This window comes from Hippea sp. KM1 (assembly GCF_000526195.1).
Taxonomy (GTDB): Bacteria; Campylobacterota_A; Desulfurellia; order Desulfurellales; family Hippeaceae; genus Hippea.
Genome location: NZ_JAFP01000001.1, coordinates 372,374 through 392,970 on the forward strand (window position 1 = coordinate 372,374; position 20,597 = coordinate 392,970).

The window sequence follows — 20,597 nt, forward strand, 5'->3', positions numbered from 1 at the left end:
TGAAACGGAGGACTTTTGATGAGTGAGAAAATACCTGAAGGGTGGAAAAAGGTAAAGTTAGGGGAAGTTTTGAATTTTGGTAATGGTAAAGTGCGCCCAAAGACAATGGGTAATATCCCAATATATGGAGGAAATGGTATATTAGGATATTGCGATAAGTATAATTATGAAGGAGAAACAATCATTATTGGTCGGGTTGGTGCTTATTGTGGGTCAGTTTATTTTGAAGATAGACCAATTTGGATTTCTGATAATGCTCTTGCTGCAAAATCAAAAGCTGGAAATAATGCTAAGTTCATATATTATTTCTTAAAAAATTTAGATTTAAATCAATTTGCATTAGGATCAAGCCATCCACTAATTACTCAAACACTATTAAACTCAATTGAGGTTGAAATTTGCATGGATATAAAAGAGCAAAAGGCGATTGCAGGAGTCCTTTCGTCTCTTGATAATAAAATAGACCTGCTCCACCGCCAGAACAAAACATTAGAACAAATGGCAGAAATACTTTTTAGACAGTGGTTTATAGAACCTTGTAAAAATGGATTACCTGAAGGTTGGAAAGAAAAAACTTTTATTGATTTTATAGAAAAAACTTTGGGTGGAGATTGGGGGAAAGAAAAAATAGAAAATGATTATACCCCTCATTCCGCACCTCTCCCTCCATTTATACCATAAAACCCCATATAAGTTCCACCCAACAGCTCCAGTATTAGCCTATGCTTATCTTCCAACCCAACAATTTGTTCTTGGTTGTTTAGAATAAGTAGGTGTATGGCAAAGAAGTTCTCAAACACCCACCTTGCTGTTGGGTTCTGAATGGGTTTCCCAAGCTGATTGGGAAAGGTCTTGTTTTTATTCTTAAGCTCACTTCTTATTCTGTATTCCAAGGCAGCATATACAAGTAAGGATATAGTCATTATCATAAGCATTGCTTCAATGCGTTTTGGATTTTTCAAAAACATGGCATCACTTAGAAACTCCGGTGATTTTAGAAACCTAAAGCCCCTTTCTATCCTCTGTTGTGATTTGTACTCATCAAGCAGTTCTTTTTCTGATAGTTTCATGTCATTGGTTGCAAGGATAAAAAGACCACTCTTTTGGTTCTGCTTCTGTTCTATGTACCCTTTGTTTGGTTTGGTATCTATAACCCAGTAGTATTCATAGTAATCCGGTTTGGCATCCGATTTTGGTCTTCCTTTTGTCTTGTATTTGGGCTTTGATATGAGTTTAGCTTCTGTTATGGTTAGGCACTCTAACTTACTTGTTTTTTCTTTAAGTACCTCTTTTGCGTCAGCTTCGCAGAAAAATCTTCTCCTCTGCAGTTTCTCAATGAGTTTCATTTCCTGTTTTTCTTTTTCTTGATACTCTCTCTTTATCGTTTTATCCATTTTTGATTTAGCATAGCTGCTTTTATACAGAACCCATTTCTGTCTCATTCCCTCATAATCTACTATATATGGGATAGCTTGATAGTTCTCATCAAGCTGGATAAATTCCCCTTCATTGTGGTTTCTGAGTATCTCTTTTGCCTTCTTCAGTTTTGATGGAACCCTTGAGATGAAAAGCATACCGTTCTTTTTAAACTCCTTCATTGTTTTAGAGCTAAAGAGAGCAGCATCGGCTATTACCTTTGTTTTTGTATTGTTTGCACTTCTTCTTCTTAAAGAGTTGATATGCTCCTTCACTATATTGGCAAATGCCTCTGCGTCTATCTGATTGCCATCTGCTGGTTTCATCCATGCAGGAATGCCTGCTTTGTGCTCCACTATGAGGTTAAGCACCACCTGGTTGAGCTCTGGGTGGTGGTCTCTGCTGTATCCCTGTGTGATAAAAACTGGGGTTGGTTCATAGTCTTTTTCTCCCTTTCTTTTCATCTCCTGGTTAGGATATTTGCCATCAAGATGAAAGCTTGTGCTGTCTAAGTGTATGGTTGACGGTCTAAGGTTCAGTATCTTAACTGCTTTGGATGCTATCTTCTCATATAGCTCACTTACGCCGTATTCAAAGAGTTTATCTAATGTTCTGCCCAGTGCATCATCGTTGAACCATGAAGAATCAACATCCCTTCCAAATAGTCTCTTTAGTGGTTTATCCTTGAAAAAGAGTGGTGTTAGGTAGAGCTGTTTGTTGACATAACCAAGACCGTTAAGGATCATTGCCTTTGTTGCTTCACCGTAGCTTAGGTTCTTTGATTTACTTGATGATGGTATTGCATCATCTATGGTTTCTTTAATCTTCAGTTCATCTATCATACCGGCTATCAGTCCTAAGTGATCCATGTTCTTGATAACTGCCTTTTGCTGTGTCATTTGAATACCCCCTCTTTTTAGGGGTAGGTGAAAGCATTTTCTGTTCCATTTGTTTTACAACCCTTTTCATTATTTTTCGCTCTGTGCGTTTACTGTGCATTTGGGTTTGGTTAAAATGGAGGTTTGGGTGCGGAAGGGGGGTTTTATTGTTCTCTCTATTAAATTTGTCGTATATACAACCCTCTGGATAGGCTCAGGATACTTAAGAAATGCAAGGAGTTTATAAAGCTCCCTCTCCCAAGATTTGACTACATTGGGGTATTTGGAGCTCCACTTCTTCTTGAATATCTCAAATCCTTTTAAAGCCTCTTTTTTGTTTGAAACCTGATATATCCTTTTTAGGTCATCTGCTATCTCTTTCCTGTCTTTGGCTCTTACTTTGCTTAAAGTGTTCCTGATTTTGTGAACTATGCATGATTGAAAATCTGCTTTTGGAAAGTACTCCTTTATCCTCTCCTCAAGGCCAACAACGCCATCTGCCACAAAGAGGAGAACCTCTCTTACTCCCCTCTCATACAGTCTTCTTATTATCTCAGAATAGCTTTCTACTCCCTCAGAGGGGTTGACCTCAAAGTCAAGTATCTCTCTGTAGCCGTTTTCATCTATCCCTAAAACGAAAAGGACGACCTCTTTTGCTGTAGTATTCCTCCTGACAGATAGCCACATGCCATCGAGCATTATCAGTGTGTATCTTTTCTTTAGTTTCCTCTTTTTCCAACTGTTTATCTCCTCTTCGGTAATCTGGGATATCTGGCTTATTGTTGAAGGTGAGTACTTTAGTTCAAATATACTCTCCAAGGCTTGTGATACAGATCTTAAGCTCATTCCAGAGGCAAACATCCCTAAGATTAGATCCTCAAGATCCATATCCCTTCTTTTGTATGGTTCTATAAGCTTTGTTCTGAATCTCCCCTCTCTGTCCCTTGGAATCTTTAAATTCAATTCTCAAGCCTTCCGATGGTCGTATCCAAACTCCTCTCATAGAATCCATTTTTCATTCCACCATGTTCTTTGACAAATACATCTCTTTCGGCTAACATAATAGCCGATAGGGTTTGTGTTACCACCTCTTTTATGAGGTCTGGTAGGACATTTTTCAGTTCTGTCATTTCAAACCTCCTCCTGGGGATTGGGTGTTGTCCCTTGGAGGATACCCAATCCTTAGGGATTACACAAGATATTGTACACTACCTTAAAAATAGAGAGAGAAAATATTTCGTAAAGTGAAATAAACATTAAAAAACGAAAGGATGATTATAACTATGCCTAACCTTACCGAATCTTCTATCGAAAACTTTGCAATAGAGCTTTTAAAAAATCAAGGATACGATTATCTATTTGGGCCAGATATTGCCCCGGATGGTGAAAATCCGCTTAGAAAATCTTTTGAAGATGTAATTTTGCTTGATAGATTAAAAACTGCTTTAAAAAATATAAATCCTGATTTAGCAGAAAATGTTATTGATGACGCCATAAAACAGCTTGCTCAAATAAACACACCTGATTTAATTGCAAATAATGAGATATTTCACCGAATGCTCACTGAAGGTATAAAAGTTGCTTACAGAAAAAATGGGGAAGAACGGGGCGATATAGTTTGGCTTATTGATTTTAAAAATCCCGAAAACAACGATTTTTTAGTGGTTAATCAGTTTACAGTTATTGAAAATAATATAAATAAAAGACCGGATGTTGTTATTTTTATCAATGGATTACCGCTTGTTGTAGTGGAACTTAAAAATCCTGCAGATGAAAATGCTACAATAAAGTCAGCATACAATCAGATTCAAACATATAAACAAACAATACCTTCTCTTTTCACCTATAATGAAATTTTGGTTATTTCGGATGGGCTTGAAGCAAGGATGGGAAGCTTGTCCGCTGGTTTTGACAGATTTATGGCATGGAAATCGATTGATGGTAAAAGGGAAGCTTCTCATTTAATGAGTCAGCTTGAAATTTTAATAAAAGGGTTATTGAATAAAGAAACACTTATTGATTACATAAGGTTTTTTATTCTTTTTGATAAATCAAAAAAAGAAGATGAACAGGGCCAGACAATCGTTAGAATCACAAAGAAAATAGCAGCATATCATCAATATTATGCAGTAAATAAGGCTATTAAGTCCACTATCAGAGCAATTGGAAAAAATAAAATTATACCTTTAAAAGAAGAGCCGGGAGAGTATGGTTTACCTGATGTAGAATCACAACCTGAAGGTGATAAAAAGGCAGGTGTCATCTGGCATACTCAGGGCTCAGGCAAGTCATTATCGATGGTGTTTTATTCTGGTAAAATAATACAGACTATTGATAATCCAACTATTGTTGTAATTACAGATAGAAACGATTTGGATGATCAACTTTTTGATACTTTTGCTGCGGCAACACAGCTTTTAAGACAGGAGCCTGTGCAGGCTGAAACAAGGGAGCATTTAAAAGAACTTTTAAAAGTAGATGCAGGTGGGGTTATCTTTACAACTATTCATAAATTCTGGCCTGATGATGGCAATATCTATGAAACATTATCGGAAAGAGATAATATTATCGTAATTGTCGATGAAGCTCACAGAACACAATATGGGTTTAAAGCTAAAATTGATAAAGAAACCGGTGAAATAAAATACGGATTTGCAAAATATCTAAGAGATGCTCTCCCAAATGCAACTTATATTGCTTTTACAGGTACACCGATAGAAAAAACAGATAGAAACACTCCCGCTGTTTTTGGAAATTATATCGATATCTATGACATTTCCCATGCGGTTGAAGATGGCGTGACTGTGCCAATTTACTATGAAAGCAGGCTTGTTAAAATTGATATCTCAGATGAAGGGAAAAAGTTAATCGAAGAGTATGAAGAAGAATTAAATGAAAAAGGGTTATCTGAAATAGAAAAGGCAAAGAGCAAATGGGCTAAACTTGAGGCAATAATTGGTAGTGAATCAAGGATTAAGCAGATTGCAGATGATATCGTAAATCATTTTGAACAGAGACTGGAAGTGATGGATGGAAAAGGGATGATAGTGGCAATGACAAGAAACATTGCTGTTCGTCTTTACGATGAAATTGTCAAACTACGTCCTGACTGGCACAGCGACGAACTTAAAAGAGGGAAAATCAAAGTTGTTATGACGGTATCATCTTCTGATGAACCTGAAATAGCAAAATTTTATCTGACGAAAGAACAAAGAAGAATCCTTGCTGATAGATTTAAAGATCCTGATGATGAATTAAAGCTCGTGATTGTGGTTGATATGTGGCTAACAGGTTTTGATGTGCCACCTCTTCACACAATGTATATTGATAAGCCTATGAAAGGTCATACTTTAATGCAGGCAATTGCAAGAGTAAACAGGGTCTATAAAGATAAAACCGGAGGTTTGATTGTAGATTATTTGGGAATTGCTGCTGATTTAAAGGAAGCTTTATCATTTTATGCTGAAAGCGGTGGTAAAGGTGATCCGGCAAAATTGCAGGAAGAAGCTGTTAAAATCATGCTTGAGAAGCATGAAGTGGTAAAAGATATGATGTTTGGATTTGATTATACTAAATATTTTAACGCTGAAACTTCGGAGAAATTATCAATTATTCTTGCTGCTGAAGATTTCATATTGGGGCTTGAAAACGGTAAAAAAAGGTTTATTGACGCTGTTACGGCACTTTCCAAAGCTTTTGCCATTGCTGTTCCATACCCAGAGGCGATGAGAATAAAAGAAGAAGTTGCGTTTTTCCAGGCGATAAAGGCAAGGTTAGTTAAATTTGATAGAAAGAGTGAAAGTAAATCCTTGGATGAAATAGAAACTGCCATAAAACAGGTTATAGATAAGGCTTTAGTTTCTGATGGTGTAATAGATGTTTTTGATGCTGCAGGCATTAAAAAGCCCGATATTTCCATCTTATCAGATGATTTTTTGGAAGAAATCAAGGTGATGAAGTATAAAAATATAGCAATTGAAGTGTTGAAAAAACTTATAAATGATGAAATCAAAAGTAGGATCAAGAAAAACCTTGTTAAAAGTAAATCTTTGATGGAATCTCTGGAAGATTTGATTAGAAAATATAATAATAGAATTATTACTGCCACAGAAATGATTGAAGAGCTAATTAATTTAGCAAAAGAAATCGAAAAATCGGGTAAAGAACCAGAAGCAATGGGGTTGACTGAATATGAATATGCTTTTTACTGTGCTGTCGCAGATAATGAAAGTGCAAGAGAGCTGATGGGCAAGGAAAAACTAAAAGAGCTTGCTGCAGTATTATATGATAGGGTAAAAAAGAATACTACGATTGACTGGACAATTAGGGAAAGTGCAAGGGCAAAGTTGAAGGTAATAGTGAAAAGAACTCTAAGGCAATATGGATATCCGCCAGATATGCAGCAACTTGCAACAAAAACGGTTTTAGAACAGGCTGAGTTGATTGCAGGAGAACTGGTAAAGGCTTGATTTGCGCTGCTGTGAATGTTTTGAGGTTTATTAGAAGTTAAATAGACTGATTGTTTGATTTATTCTTTACATAAAGCTAAAATATTAGATGTGTTATAGAACAATAGGAGGGTTGGATGCAGCATAAGCTAAAGGGTGGTTTGCTGATACTGTTTGTTTTATTTTTTGTTTCTTCTTGCATAACGAACCCTGCAACCCATAGGAAGGAGTTGAATTTACTGCCCCCATCTGCGGAGGTTTCACTCGGCTCTTCGGAAAACAAGAAGATCATAAAAGAGATAGGCGTTTATAGGTATGATGGCCTTAATGATTACATAAGGAGTGTCGGCAAAAGGCTATTGAAGTATGTCCAGGAGAAGCGATTTTCCTATTCGTTCAACATTCTGGACTCTTACGATGTGAACGCCTTTTCCATTCCCGGGGGTTATGTTTATCTAACCCGCGGTATATTGGCCTATATAGATAATGAAGCCCAGCTTGCCTGTGTTTTAGGGCATGAACTTGGCCATATCAATGCACACCACGGCGCCGTTATGATGACAAGGCAGATGTTGTTTAATCTGGGTTTGGGTGTAGCTGCATCCAGCTCAAAGAAGCTCAGAAAGATAGTCCCGTTTGTGGCCATAGGCGGCAACTTGCTCTTTTTAAGCTTTAGCAGGGATCAGGAGTATCAGGCAGACTATTTGGGTGTTGAATATGCGACGCTTGCAGGATACGATGCCATGGAGATGGCCAGGTTGTTTGAAAAGCTAAAGAGGATTGAACACAGAGGTGGTGTATTGGGCGAGTTTCTATCGACGCATCCATCTTTTCCGCACAGGGAGGAGAAGATAGCAGAATTTGCCAAGCATTGGCGGGCGATAGCAAAAAGGCCTTATTATATTGTCGGCGACAACAGATACCTAAGGCATATCGACGGGATACTATTTGGGAAAGACAAAAGATACGGCTATGTCGATGGGGGCTGGTATTTCCACCCCTTAATGAGGTTTAGGTTTCGCATACCCCATGGATTCAAACTCATAGACCGCAGAAACTTTATTGTCATCTTCCCGCCCAATTCAGGTGGTGTTTATATTAGGGTTTCATTAAGCGGCATGGGGATAACTGCCCTGGTTGATAGATTTTTAAGAAACGGTAAGGTTATCAAAAGCAGATGGCTCACAATAGGCGGCTTCAGAGCCTATGAGGCTTACAAGCTTACCAATAGCGGCAGTTTGGTTGTGGAGGGGTTATACGCCATAGATTTTAGGGGCAGGAGGGTTGTTTTTCTTACAAGATGCCCATACAACAAATTTGCAGCCTTTAGAGGTGCCCTGAGGGTGCCCGCCTTGAGCTTTGGTTATCTGTCCGATCCAAGAAGGATACACATAAAAAACAGCTATATAAAAATCGTAAGGGTAAGAAGGGATAGCACATTCTCTGGATTTTTGGATAGGTTTGGGGTTGAAAAGGATTTAAGAAAGACCATCTATCTTATAAACGGTTCCTCTCCGCAGACAAGACTAAAGAGGGGGCAATTGGTCAAGATTATCGTTAAACATTTTGCTAATTAATTTTTGGGAGGTGTAATTATGGGAAGCAAAGGCATCGAGATCGTCGGAATGGATGTAAACGAGGTTATCAATCTGTTAAACAAGGCCTATGCCGATGAGTGGCTTGCCTATTATCAGTATTGGCTGGGGGCAAAGTTGGTTAAGGGCCCTATGAAGGAGGCGGTAATACAGGAGTTGATAGAGCATGCCAACGATGAACTTAGACACGCCGAGATGGTTGCAAATAGGATTATACAGCTTGGAGGCACCCCTATTTTAAAACCGGCCCAGTGGTATGATTTTACAAATTGCGGTTATGATGCCCCAGAGAACCCCGTCGTTGAGGAGATATTGAGACAGAACATAAAAGGTGAGCAGTGCGCTATAGGGGTTTACAAGGATCTTATCGATATTACACACACAAAAGACCCCATCACCTATAATTTAGCCCTGCAGATTTTAGAGGACGAGGTTGAGCATGAAGAGGATCTGCAGTCCTTGATGGAGGATGTGGGCATCTTGACAGGCAAAAGATAAGCAGGAGGGCTTGTGCCCTCCGTTTCTGGACTCTCCATGAAATTCTTATCCTCCCTTAAAACCACCGTTTTTCTGTTTGTTGTTATAATCTGTATCCTTTCATATGCCACTCTGCAGTTGAGTTTTGAGCAGGCTGTAAGGGCTGTTTATTCGAAGTGGTGGTTTGAGGGGTTATTCTTCCTTGTTGGTATAAATCTATTGCTTGTTGTTAAAAAACATAGGCTTTATAAAAATCCCCCTCTTCTTATGTTGCATGCAGGCATCGTCTTGATGTTGCTTGGGGGTTTTGTTAGTCGCCATTTTGGTTTTAAGGGCATACTCCATTTGAGGGAGATGGAGGCCTCAAATCTTGTCGATATTGCCGACTCTCAAAAGGGTGTGCATAGGGATTTGGGTTTTGTTGTTAGACTGGATCGGTTTGTTGTTAAGCGATACCCGGGCAGCGACATGGCCAGCGGGTATGAGAGTTTCGTTACCATTACGGATGGGGATAGGTCTTATAGGTTTAAGATATACATGAACCACCCGTTGAAATACAACGGTTATGTTTTCTATCAGATGAGTTATGACCCGGATGAAGGCGGCACGATTTTGCTTGTTAAAAAGGATCCAGGTGTTTGGATTGTTTATGCTGGTTATTTTGTGTTTAGCCTGGGCTTTTTGCTGTTTTTGGTAGGGGTTTTAAAGAGAAGATGGGTGGTTTTCTTTGCTTTTCTGTCGATCTTGTATCCGTTTACCTCCAACTCTATGGATATCCAGGGGTGGGCTGACTCCTCTGGTTGTGTGGCTGTTGTTTGGGCCAATCTTATGGTTCAGCAGAACGGCAGGATAGAGCCTATGGATACGCTTGATCTTAACATATCGCTAAAGCTTACGGGCAAAAGGCGTCTGTATGGAATGGATTACAACCAGCTTGTTCTGGGCATGGTTAGCTATCCTGAATTGTTTGAGAAGCTAAAGATTATACTTGTAAACGACAGGAATATAGAGTCAAGATTGGGCATAAACACAAAATACGCCTCTTATGAGGACTTCTTCTATCCAGACGGTGAGTTCAAATTGGCAGGCGATTTGGCATTGGCAATGAAAAAACCCCCATCAGAACTTACCAAAACAGAAAAAAACCTGTTAAAACTGAACGATAGGCTGTATGTGGCCTATTCTGTGTTTAATGGCAGCATATTCAGGCTTTTTCCTGTGGTCGATTCGGTTGATAACAATTACAGGTGGGTTGGGGTTGACCTTCTGAAAACAGGAGCACCGCATCTTGCCGAAAGCCTGTTTGGATTATTTGAAGGACTCATAGATAGCTCCAGGCAGCTAAACTGCACCCGTATGGCGTATTTTTCAAAAAGAATCAGTGGGGTTCAAAAGGAATTCTCAAGCCCCATTATACCCAGCCACTTAAAGATAAAGGCCGAGATAGTCTATAACCGTCTGGATCTGTTCTCAAAATTGACATGGTTATACCTTTCTTTAAGCGTTCTGTCCATGTTTGCATCCTTTGGATTTAAGAGGCTTTCTGCTGTTTTTTGGTCTTTTGGGTTGGTTGTTTTTATAATCCATGCATTGAATATGGGGCTTAGATGGTATATAGCCTCGCATATGCCGTGGTCTGATGCTTATGAGTCTTTGGTTTTTATTGCCTTTTGTATCGCAGCCGTTGGCGTGGTTTTCTTTAGAAGGGATCTGTTGGGGTTTGCCTGCAGCTTCTTTGCTGCGGGGCTTTTTATGTTTATAGCGCACCTGGATAACATAGATCCCCAGATTACGCCCATTGTGCCTGTTTTAGATTCCTATTGGCTTTTGTTTCATGTTGCCGTTATAACCGTTGGATACGGCTTTTTTGCCCTAACCTGGGTATTGTCGGCCGTTGGCGTTGTTTTGCATCTAAAAAGGGATAGCTTCCAGAGCGAGATTGACCGCATCAGCGGTGTTTTGAAGCCACTTATAATACTCGGCGTTGGTTTTTTGAGTATAGGCACGCTGCTTGGGGGTGTGTGGGCTAACGAAAGTTGGGGGAGTTATTGGTCGTGGGATCCTAAAGAGACCTGGAGCTTGATCTCTATATTGGCCTATTCTGTGGTTTTGCACATGGGTTTTAAAAGAAGGGATGGTGTTTTGTTTTTTGCCTTTGTGTTTTTTAGCTTTTTCTTTATTCTTATGACATATTTCGGTGTGAATTTCTTTATTTCTGGAGGGCTTCACAGTTATAGCAGGGGCAGCGGGTCTTTCTTCTGGCTTGTTGTGTTGGAGGTTGGCTTAGCCGCCTGGCTTGTATTGTTTTTGTATATGGTTGCAAAAAGAAGGGTTTAGTGTTGTTGACAAAATAGAACAACTTGTATATAAGTTTACCAGCAAGCGAGCGTGGCGGAACTGGTAGACGCGCTAGACTTAGGATCTAGTGCCGCAAGGCGTGGGAGTTCGAGTCTCCCCGCTCGCACCAATTTAGCTGCCTTTTTTCCTTGCTTTTCCTGTTGCTTTTGAGTATAGTTGAGCTGTTTGGTTTGTTTCTTGCATTTAGCTTTTCCTGCCAAAAATAGGGCTTTAAAATACCAGATGCAACAAACGACTAAACAAAATTTATTTAGGTGGTATTTTATGGATTCAGAAAGAGACTTTAGTAGGCTGGGGTTATCCGAAGAGGTTTTAAAAACGCTCAGAAGACAGGGTTTTGAGAAGCCCACTCCCATTCAGGGTGAGGTTATCCCCTTTATGCTGCAATCGGATGGGGATTTAGTTGCAGAGGCGCCAACAGGCACAGGAAAGACATTGGCATTTGGTCTTCCGTTGATTGACTTATTAAAAGAGAAGGCTGGATATGTTCAGGCCATTATTCTGGCTCCGACAAGGGAGCTGGCCATCCAGGTGTGTGATGAGATTAATGTATTCAAGGGTAAGAAGAGGCTAAAGGTGTTTCCTATATACGGTGGCCAGTCCATTGAGCTGCAAAAAAGGAGGCTGAAAGAGGGCATCGACATAGTGGTAGGCACAGCCGGCAGGATTATAGACCATATAAACAGAAAAACCCTCGATCTAAGCAAGGTGGACTATTTCATACTGGATGAAGCCGACGAGATGCTCAACATGGGTTTTATTGATGATATTAAGGAGATTCTAAACCATACCAATCAAACAAAGAGGATGTTCATGTTCTCTGCAACAATGCCGGATCAGATAAAGAGGCTTGCAAAGCAATACATGAAAGAGCCTGAGTTTGTCAGGATAGAAAAGAGCAGGATGTTGACCAGTCAGGTGTATTTTGAGGTCAACGAGAGGGATAAATTTGAGGCGCTTTGCAGGATAAGGGATGCGGTTGAGGATTTTTACGGTCTTATATTCTGCAAGACGAAGGTGGATGCCCAGGATGTGGCAAATAGACTCATCGATAGGGGCTATTATGCTGAGGCGATACACGGGGATTTAAGTCAGGATAAGCGGGAAAGGATACTTAAGCGGTTCAGGGATAGAAGGATAAATATGCTTGTTGCCACCGATGTTGCAGCAAGGGGGATAGACATTGATGGCCTAACACATGTGATAAACTATTCAATGCCCCAGGATGCAGAAAGCTATATCCATAGGATAGGAAGGACGGGTAGGGCGCAAAAGAAGGGTGTAGCCATAACATTCGTAAGCCCTTCAGAATACAGAAAATTAAGGCTAATACAAAAGCTTGCAAAGGCCGAAATCAAGAAGGAGAAGCTCCCCACAATACAGCAGGCGATGGAGTATAAGAGATTGGCTATAAAGAGATTGGTTGAGGATGTGGAGTTGAATCAGACAGATGGCGGATACTTAACCGTTGCGGGCGAGCTTTTGGAGCAGAACGATGCTGAATTGATTATAGCCAAACTGCTTAAACTGAAGTTTTCAAGCCAGCTTAACAGGGCTAATTACAAAGAGATTAAAGAACCTGCTGTTTTGGGCAACTCAAGGGTCAGGTTGTTTGTCGCCCTGGGTGCACAAAACGGCTATACGGCCAAAAGGCTTGTGGATCTTGTCAGTAAAACGGCCGATATAAATCCATCCTCATTGAGGGATGTTAAGATATTAGATAGGTTTTCTTTTCTGAGTGTGGATGCTGAGGATGCAGAGGTTGTCCTGTATGCATTCAGGAGCAAGAAGAGGGGGTTTAAGCCCATTGTATCTTTGGCAAAAGAGGCTAAGAGGCCTTCTCAAGCATAAGGAGCTTAAAGAATACGGCCAGATTGAATAAGAAGATAAAACCCGTCATTATGTACATCGTATCAAAACCCAGGGCCAGACCTAACTGAATACCAAAGATAGGCCCGAGGCTTCCGCCTACATCTCCTAACATTTGATAAACGCCGACGGCCTTACCCCTGTTCTTTGGAGGCGTTATATCGCCCAATATACTCAAAAGAGAGACATTGTTTATACCTATGGCGCTACCAATCATAATAAGGGCTATGATTACCTCGGTTGTGTTGTTTGAACTGGCAAGCAGAACAAAGCCTAAAAAGACGATGACCACCGAGGGTATCCCTATCGTTGATCTATATTTTAATGAATCCACTATTCTGCCTGCAATTATGCCTCCAATGCCGCCGGAGAACATCATAAATGCCATAACTATGCCGCTTACAAACCTTGGGTCATCTGATATTAGGTGTATTTGTCTATGCTTTACAAATAAAACCAGCGTTGCCATCACCACACCCTGAATTGCAAAGAATGTGATGAGATTACCGCTGCCTATGATGGTGGATGGCGGGTTTTTAAACATGAACCTTAAAGACTCCTTTATATTCAATGCGCTTTTGAATTCAATGGGCGTATCCTCAAAGAAAAACCACACAACCAGACCGCCTATTATCGATGCGACAATGCTTGAAAAGAATGCCGTCTCGTCGTTATACAGGGTTGATAGAATACCGCCTATGACAAGGCCTGCCGGCACACCCAGCGATAAGGCTATCCTCACCTTTGCCGTTAACTGCCCCCTGTTTGACCGTTTTGATAGGTTTAGGGCTATTGTATTGGCAGAGATAAAAACCAGCGCCGATCCCAACCCCCATACTATTCTTCCAAAAAGCAATATCCATCCACTATAGGGCATTTTTAGGGATGCTATATAGAAAACGCTGCCTATGGCCTCAACGATCAATCCGATTATTAGCGGTCTTTTTCCGCCGAAGGCGTCTATTGCAGCGCCTGCTATTTGGTTAAACAGCACCCTGCTGAGCTTGTTTGCCGCTATGATTAGACCGATGAAGAATGCGCTTAATCCCAGTTTTAGCCCCAAAACGGGCAAGATGGGAAACACTATGCCCCCACCAATTCCACCCAAAAACACCGCAAGGGGTATGATAAAGCCGACGCCGCTTCTGGTTTCTCTGTTTTTCAATGGGTGCTCTTAGAATAGGCTCTCTATTATTTCTTTTGTGGCGTTGTATTTGTTTAGGGTATAGAAGTGCAGGCCTCTAACGCCCCCCTCTAACAACTCCTCACACTGCTTTATTGCATAGTCGGTGCCTATTTTGTATGATTCCTCTTTATCCTTACCTGTCAGGCTATCTATCAGCTTTTTCGGTATGGTTGCACCGCACATCTCGACGAACCTTTTAACCTGATTAAGGCTTAAAATGGGCATTATGCCTGCAATTATGGGGACATCTATGCCGGCCTTTTCTGCTCTTTCTATGAAATCAAAGAATTTGGTGTTATCAAAAAACAGCTGCGTTATTATGAATTCACCGCCTGCATCTATCTTCATCTTTAAGTATTCTATGTCTTTTTCCAGCGATGGCGATTCTGGATGGCCCTCGGGGTATCCTGCCACACCGATGGAGAAGTCCCAGTTTCTCTTTAGGTATTCAATTAGTTGATATGCGTATTTAAACTCCATTGTTGATGGGTTGAAGTCTTTTGGTATATCGCCCCTGAGTGCCAATATGTTGTCTATCTTGTTCTCCTTAAGGGTTTTAGCTATGGTATCCACCGTTTCCTTATTGGATGATATGCAGGTTAGATGCATCATGGGGTTTAGGTGGTATGTCTGTTTTATCTTTAGCGTCCAATCGATTGTCTTGTCCTTTGTGCTTCCACCTGCCCCGTATGTTATCGATACAAAATCCGGGTTGTGCTTTTTTAACACCTCTATGGTCTCAAACAGCGTGTGCTCGTTTTCTGCCTTCTTTGGCGGAAAGAACTCAAATGATATGGTTGTTTTTTTACTGTTGAGTATCTCAGATATCCTCATAGACCCTCCTCTTTAGAGTTGCAAAACTACGATAGTTTAATAAAAACACGGGAAAGTTCAAGACCAATCAGTTGGCTTGTTGGTTTGTCTGTTTTCTGCAGGCCCTATACATATCCAGTTTTGGGTTGTATAGTTTTGTTTTTACATCCAACAAGCCCAAGACCGTGCTGAATATGTTGTCGTGCGAATACGGCTTCTTTGACAGTTTCTTTGCGCAGTTAATATCTATACCAAAATGTTTGCCAAACCACGCAATCGCTGCCGGATGCTTTTGCACATCTGGTGCAATAAAGTATGGCAAGCCGTGGAGGTATATCCCGTTTTCGCCCAAGCTCTCGCCGTGATCTGCAACATATATCATGGCTACCCTGTATCTGCTCTGGTTTTTCTTAAGGAAGTCTATCACCTCGCTTAAGAATTTGTCTGTATATAGTATGGTGTTGTCGTATGCGTTGATTATGGATTGCCTTGAACATTTTTGCAGCTGGTTTGTTTTGCAGACCGGTTTGAATCTTTCGAACGATTTGGGGTATCTTTTGTAATATGCAGGTCCGTGGGAGCCCATCTGATGGAGCACGATAAAGACGGGCCTGTTGTTGTGTATATTGTTTAGCCAATCCTGAAGCTTATAAAGGAGTATCTCGTCGTGGCATTCAAATCTGTTGCAGTACGGCTTTATGTTTGCGTTTTTCAGATCCACATAGTTTTTGATTCTGCTTGCCACACCCTTTGAGCTTGAATTGTTTTCCCTCCATAGAACATTGACCTTAACCCTTGATAGTATGTCAAGCAGCGAGTCTGTGTGTCTTGCCTTTCTTACCGAGAAGTGTTTGCGGCTATAGAATGAGAACATACAGGGGACGCTTACGGCCGTCTCTGTTCCGCATGAGTGCATGTCGGGATAGCTTATGAGGTTCTTTATCTTGCTCAGTTGAGGGTTTGTGTTTCTCTTGTATCCGTTTAGAGAAAAGTGGTCATATCTGGCAGCCTCACCCACAACGAATATCAATAGCTTGGGTTTGCCTTCTTGCGGTATGAGTTTTGCATCTAAACCCACATGCTTAAACTTCATCGGCTTGATGAGGTATGTTTTTCCTATGTATTCCCCTAATGAATACATGTAAAATGTGGGGTTTGAATACATCCTGAGCCTTTTATGCGTTCTGAAGAATGATACCCACGCCTTGGGAAACGCTATGTATAACAACGGCAAGCTTGCAATGCATAGGGCTATAAGCTTTAGCCTGTCTTTTAGCTCTTCTTTTATAGGCTTCTTTTTGATCTTTATCATCCATAACAAGACAGACGGGACAATGCCAACAAGCAGTATGATCAAAAACAGCTTTATATTCAACAGGTCGTATACCTCTTTTGTGTCTGTTTCGAAGATGTTTTCTATCATCTTGGAGTTTATTATGGTTCCGTATTCATCCATATAGTAATAGGCTGCAGCCGATGCTATAAATAGAAAACTCAAGAAGGGCTTTAGGATGTATCTGTTGAGTATGATTGCAAGCGATAGCGCTATAACGACAAATAGGAATATACCCAGGCAGGCCAAAAAAAGCGGCCTGGTTTTGTATATCTGGTATGAGTGGCTGAAGAAGACCTTGTTGTCGAAGATCACAAAAAACGCCGATGCGAGTAAGATGATCTGGGTTTGGCTCAACTGAATGTTTTTTATCCTTTTGATTATCTGGGTCATATCTTATACCCCCTCGGGGTCAGGAGTTTTCCATCTTTTAGTATTGTTTTGGTGTTGCCCACAATTACCGTCGTTGCCATATCCACAAAATCGTAATCGAAGTTGGAGATACGGTCTATCTTAACCAACTCTCCCTCTTTGCAGCAGTTCTTTACGGATGCACACCACAGATCGCCTCTATGCTTGAAAAAACTCTTCAGCGCATACCCAAGCTGCCAGTTCCTATTTTTGCTTTTTGGATTGTAAATGGCGCATACAAAATCGCCTATATTTACGGCTTCTATCCTCTTTTCTATAACCTCCCACGGCGTTAATAGGTCAGACATCGATATGATAGCCAGATCGTCGCTTATTGGTGCACCTACCTTTGCCGATACGGCCAATGCGGCCGTTATACCCGGTATGATCTCAATATCAATACCATCCGATGCAAGCTGAACCGCCAGGGAAGCCATACCGTAAACTGAGGAGTCGCCACCGCTAACAATCGAGGTTGTGATGCCGTTTTCTGCTAACTCTATGGCCTTTTTTACCCTCTCTGTTTCAGAACCCATGCCGTTTGAGAATATCAGCTTATCCTCTATTAAATCAGAAAGGTATCTTATGTATGTTGTATAGCCGCAGATGGCTGATGATTCCTCTATAGCCCTCTTTGCCTTTATTGTTAGAAGGTCTGTTGAGCCTGGGCCTATACCGACAACAAACAGCTTACAGGCCAAATGCCCCCTCCCTTGCTATAGCAACCGTTACCCCATCAAATACGGTCTTTCTTAATATAAGCTTAGGGTTGAACGATGCAAGGAGTGCGGATGCCTCGGCTATGTTCTTTACGCCTAAATACTTCTCGGCTGTTGATTCTTTAAAGTTATAAAGCTCATTTTCGTATAGAAACCTTGGCAGGAATCTTACCTGCAATCCCAATTCAGAGGATGCATCGATTAGGCTGCTATTGCCTGCCTTATGCCAGCATGTTGATATAAACCGAACATCGCATGTTTCTATGTTTACCATATTTAGAGCCTTTAATATGGCCTCTTTAATCTGGTTTTTTGTGGTATGCTTTCTAAAGCCTATTCCCACGACATGCCTTTTTAACGATTCGGTGGCCGTTGTTATTATAGGCTGGCACCCTATAATGGAGCTAATGTGTAAGGTTAGGCTATTGGCTCCGCCCTCATGGCCGGACAATAGGCTTATGGCAAACCTTCCACCTTCATCCACCACCACAACGGCAGGGTCTTTGTATTTGCTTTCCATAAGACCCGAAACCATTCTAACGGCTATGCCTGTGGCCATGATACCTATGATTCTTCTGTATGATTTAAACAGCTTCTCAAACAGCTCCCTTAGCCTGTCAAAATGCACAAGGCCATCCCCTTCTATTCCACTTTTTGCAAAGATTACCCCGCCAAGTGAGTTTTTTAGGGTTTTGGCTATCTTCAACCCCTCTTCCCTTATAACCACAAATGCCGTGCTATTTTCTGTATCCATGTGAGAAGCTCTCATCATACAGCTTTGAGTATGCCTGCGGTTTTCCCTTTAGTGCATCGCCGATGATTATAACGGCCTGTCTGTTTATACCGCTCTGTTTCACCTTTTCTGATATATCCTCAAGCGTCCCTTTTATTATCATCTCATCAGGCCAGGATACCCTATAACATACGGCTACCTCTGTATCGGGTTTTCTGTGTTTTAGAAACTCTTTTGTTATCTCTTCTATCTTATCAACAGATAAATACAGACATATAATGCCTGAGCATTTTGCTATCTCGTTTAGGCCTTCACCTGAGGGCATAGGGGTTTTTCCTTCAACCCTGCTGATTAGAATGGTTTGGGAGAGCTGAGGCATCGTTAATTCAACCCCCAATCTGGCTGCTGCTGCAAAGGCTGCTCCAACGCCGGGTATGACCTCATACGCTATGCCCTTTTTCTTCAATTCGCTGATCTGTTCGGCTATCGCACCGTATACGGATGGGTCACCGCTGTGGAGCCTTGCCACATCAAGCCCGTTGTTTATCGCCTCCTCCATTATGGCTATAATCTGTTTTAGGTTTAGCCTGGATGAGTCATAGAGCTTATTGGTTTGGGCAAACGACAGGATCTCTTTGTTTATCAGGCTTCCTGCGTATATAACAACGCCGCACCCCTTTAGCAGATTTAAGCCTTTTAGGGTGATGAGTTCTTTATCGCCTGGGCCTGCGCCTATAAAATAGACCTTAGCCATCGTTTTTCCTTTCAAAAAACAGTATGCAGAGCTTGCACTCATTAAGTGCCTCTATGTCTTTTTCCGTTTTTAGCTTAAAAACCCTCTCGTCATTAAGCGATAGGTTGCAGCCTGCAAATATATCGAAGTCTTTGGATAAATCCCGCCAGGCATCCAAGATTTCTGTTTTGTTTTTTCCGCATAGCAAGACAAAGCTTTCCTTGGGCAGGCTTAAGCTAATTGGGTTTTGGGAATGGGCAGAAAAGAAACCCACCTCCTCATAACCCCTCTTTAGTTTAGCAAACAAGAGCTGAAAAGACGATATACCCGGTATTACCTCGGCTATGTATGGGTCGTATCTTTTGTATATCGTCTTTGCCAACGAGAAGAAGCCTGCATCGCCTGAAACAACAACGCCTATTCTTTTGCCCCAGTATTGCCTTATTAGTTCATCTAAATGGTCCGATAGGTTCTTAAGCTCAACAAACGGGGCATCAAATAGGCTTTTGAATCGCTTATGGCCTATCAGCACATCCATCTCTTTTGCCGTTTTTTTTGCCTTGATGGTCAGATAGTCTTCAGAACCGCAACCTGCAGATATGATGTATATGAACCTATGCCCTTCCAACGATGCGCCCCTTCATGTCGAATAGTATCACATCAACATCGAAGCCGAAATCCGCATGTATCTTTTCCTTAACCAGCAGGGCTGTTCTGTTTAGGCCGTATGACCCTTTTATCTGGCATATCTCTTCGGTGGTGTTGACATCTTGTTCTATTCCTTCAATGGCCTTTATTAGGTGTGTGGCCTGGGGTGAGAATCTGGAGTGGGTGTTGTAATAGCCCATAGCCAATTTTGCTATCTTTCCTGGATGGCCTGCTATGCCGAATTTAGTTATACCCTTGCGTTTTAGGTAATTGAAGGCTCCATCAAAATAGTTGCTGACCTGCACGCAGGGTGTATCCGTTATGCTCTTTAGGTGCCTCTCACCTATCTTTCCAGGGACCAGAAAGAAATAGTCCTCGTTGTTTGCAATCAACACATCTATCTCACACTCAATAGAGGCTATTAGGGCCTTAACACTCATAGGCTCAACAATGCCTGTTGTGCCCAAGATGGATATGCCCTCTATTATCCCCAATCGCTCGTTAAATGTCCTCTTTGCAACCCTCTTGCCCTCAGGAACGATGATTTCAACAAAGACATGCTCGTTGTCCTTTATGAGTGGGAGTGCGTTTTCCTCAATCATCTTTCGGGGTGTTGGGTTTATGGCTTTTTTGCCCACCTCCACTTGCAGCCCCTTTTTTATTACCAGTCCAACGCCTTCTCCTCCGTCAATGGTTATACCTCTTTTGCCTTTTTCTATTACGATTCTTGAGAAGATCTTTATGTTATTGGTTGCATCTGGATCATCGCCTGCATCCTTTCTTACACCGACCAAGCCGTCTTCTAAGAATACGGGAATTTTGAGTCTTTTGTTATTTGGAAGCTCAATAAACACATAATCGGGGAGCTTGGAGGTTTTTTGGTATATGATTGCAGCCTTGGTTGCTGCGGCTGCAGCAGAGCCTGTTGTGAATCCCCTTCTCATGGTTTTAAGTTTAACAATTACTTGACAAAAATCAAA

Annotated in this window: 17 protein-coding genes and 1 tRNA gene; 7 read left to right on the top strand and 11 right to left on the bottom strand. The window is 41.3% G+C overall.

Annotated features, from left to right (window positions below; genetic code table 11):
- Positions 1–18 precede the first annotated feature (18 nt).
- The gene (locus D891_RS0101960; protein WP_025209365.1) at positions 19–681 is read left to right on the top strand and encodes a restriction endonuclease subunit S; all 663 of its coding nucleotides are present in this window, start codon (positions 19–21) and stop codon (positions 679–681) included.
- Here D891_RS0101960 and D891_RS0101965 read toward each other — a convergent pair.
- From D891_RS0101965 to D891_RS09815, 3 genes are all read right to left on the bottom strand, one after another.
- Entirely contained in the window at positions 648–2,315 is a 1,668-nt protein-coding gene (locus D891_RS0101965) for an IS1634 family transposase (protein ID WP_025209366.1), read from the bottom strand. The genes D891_RS0101960 and D891_RS0101965 overlap by 34 nt on opposite strands.
- A gap of 69 nt (positions 2,316–2,384) precedes the next feature.
- The gene (locus D891_RS09105; protein ID WP_051453545.1) at positions 2,385–3,257 is read right to left on the bottom strand and encodes an IS256 family transposase; all 873 of its coding nucleotides are present in this window, start codon (positions 3,255–3,257) and stop codon (positions 2,385–2,387) included.
- A complete protein-coding gene (locus tag D891_RS09815) occupies positions 3,254–3,424 on the bottom strand; it encodes a hypothetical protein (protein ID WP_156919041.1) in 171 nt (56 codons plus the stop codon). The genes D891_RS09105 and D891_RS09815 overlap by 4 nt, the downstream gene beginning before the upstream one ends.
- A gap of 153 nt (positions 3,425–3,577) precedes the next feature.
- Between D891_RS09815 and D891_RS0101975 the strand changes: the two genes are divergently transcribed.
- The 6 genes from D891_RS0101975 (at position 3,578) to D891_RS0102000 (ending at position 13,023) form a co-directional block, all read left to right on the top strand.
- Complete coding sequence (locus D891_RS0101975; RefSeq protein ID WP_025209367.1) at positions 3,578–6,763, top strand: type I restriction endonuclease subunit R; 3,186 nt, start codon at positions 3,578–3,580, stop codon at positions 6,761–6,763.
- A gap of 116 nt (positions 6,764–6,879) precedes the next feature.
- On the top strand, positions 6,880–8,319 hold the full coding sequence (locus D891_RS0101980; RefSeq protein WP_025209368.1) for a M48 family metalloprotease: 1,440 nt from the start codon (positions 6,880–6,882) through the stop codon (positions 8,317–8,319).
- 18 nt (positions 8,320–8,337) lie between these two features.
- On the top strand, positions 8,338–8,835 hold the full coding sequence (locus D891_RS0101985) for a ferritin-like domain-containing protein (RefSeq protein WP_025209369.1): 498 nt from the start codon (positions 8,338–8,340) through the stop codon (positions 8,833–8,835).
- Positions 8,836–8,847: 12 nt separating this feature from the next.
- Positions 8,848–11,151: a cytochrome c biogenesis protein CcsA gene (gene ccsA, locus D891_RS0101990; RefSeq protein WP_156919051.1), complete on the top strand. Its 2,304-nt coding sequence runs from the start codon at positions 8,848–8,850 to the stop codon at positions 11,149–11,151.
- A gap of 45 nt (positions 11,152–11,196) precedes the next feature.
- A tRNA-Leu gene (locus tag D891_RS0101995) sits at positions 11,197–11,281 on the top strand.
- 155 nt (positions 11,282–11,436) lie between these two features.
- A complete protein-coding gene (locus D891_RS0102000) occupies positions 11,437–13,023 on the top strand; it encodes a DEAD/DEAH box helicase (RefSeq protein WP_025209371.1) in 1,587 nt (528 codons plus the stop codon).
- On the opposite strand, the gene D891_RS0102005 is transcribed toward D891_RS0102000, so the two are convergent.
- The 8 genes from D891_RS0102005 to cbiD all read right to left on the bottom strand — a co-directional run bounded on the left by D891_RS0102005 (position 13,001) and on the right by cbiD (position 20,561).
- A complete protein-coding gene (locus tag D891_RS0102005) occupies positions 13,001–14,206 on the bottom strand; it encodes an MFS transporter (RefSeq protein ID WP_025209372.1) in 1,206 nt (401 codons plus the stop codon). The genes D891_RS0102000 and D891_RS0102005 overlap by 23 nt on opposite strands.
- Before the next feature lie 9 nt (positions 14,207–14,215).
- Complete coding sequence (gene metF / locus D891_RS0102010; protein WP_025209373.1) at positions 14,216–15,061, bottom strand: methylenetetrahydrofolate reductase [NAD(P)H]; 846 nt, start codon at positions 15,059–15,061, stop codon at positions 14,216–14,218.
- 67 nt (positions 15,062–15,128) lie between these two features.
- Positions 15,129–16,766 (bottom strand): phosphoethanolamine transferase, encoded by a 1,638-nt coding sequence (locus tag D891_RS0102015; protein WP_051453546.1) that lies wholly within the window; start codon positions 16,764–16,766, stop codon positions 15,129–15,131.
- Entirely contained in the window at positions 16,763–17,485 is a 723-nt protein-coding gene (gene cobJ / locus D891_RS0102020) for a precorrin-3B C(17)-methyltransferase (RefSeq protein WP_025209375.1), read from the bottom strand. Before cobJ ends, D891_RS0102015 begins: the two co-directional genes overlap by 4 nt.
- Positions 17,475–18,257, bottom strand: coding sequence for a cobalamin biosynthesis protein (locus D891_RS0102025; protein ID WP_025209376.1), 783 nt, complete (start codon positions 18,255–18,257; stop codon positions 17,475–17,477). Before D891_RS0102025 ends, cobJ begins: the two co-directional genes overlap by 11 nt.
- Positions 18,241–18,990, bottom strand: a complete 750-nt coding sequence (gene cobM / locus D891_RS0102030) for a precorrin-4 C(11)-methyltransferase (RefSeq protein ID WP_025209377.1) — start codon at positions 18,988–18,990, stop codon at positions 18,241–18,243. The genes D891_RS0102025 and cobM overlap by 17 nt, the downstream gene beginning before the upstream one ends.
- The gene (locus D891_RS0102035) at positions 18,983–19,597 is read right to left on the bottom strand and encodes a cobalt-precorrin-7 (C(5))-methyltransferase (RefSeq protein ID WP_025209378.1); all 615 of its coding nucleotides are present in this window, start codon (positions 19,595–19,597) and stop codon (positions 18,983–18,985) included. The genes cobM and D891_RS0102035 overlap by 8 nt, the downstream gene beginning before the upstream one ends.
- Entirely contained in the window at positions 19,584–20,561 is a 978-nt protein-coding gene (gene cbiD / locus D891_RS0102040) for a cobalt-precorrin-5B (C(1))-methyltransferase CbiD (RefSeq protein WP_025209379.1), read from the bottom strand. Before cbiD ends, D891_RS0102035 begins: the two co-directional genes overlap by 14 nt.
- Between the last annotated feature and the right edge of the window lie 36 nt (positions 20,562–20,597).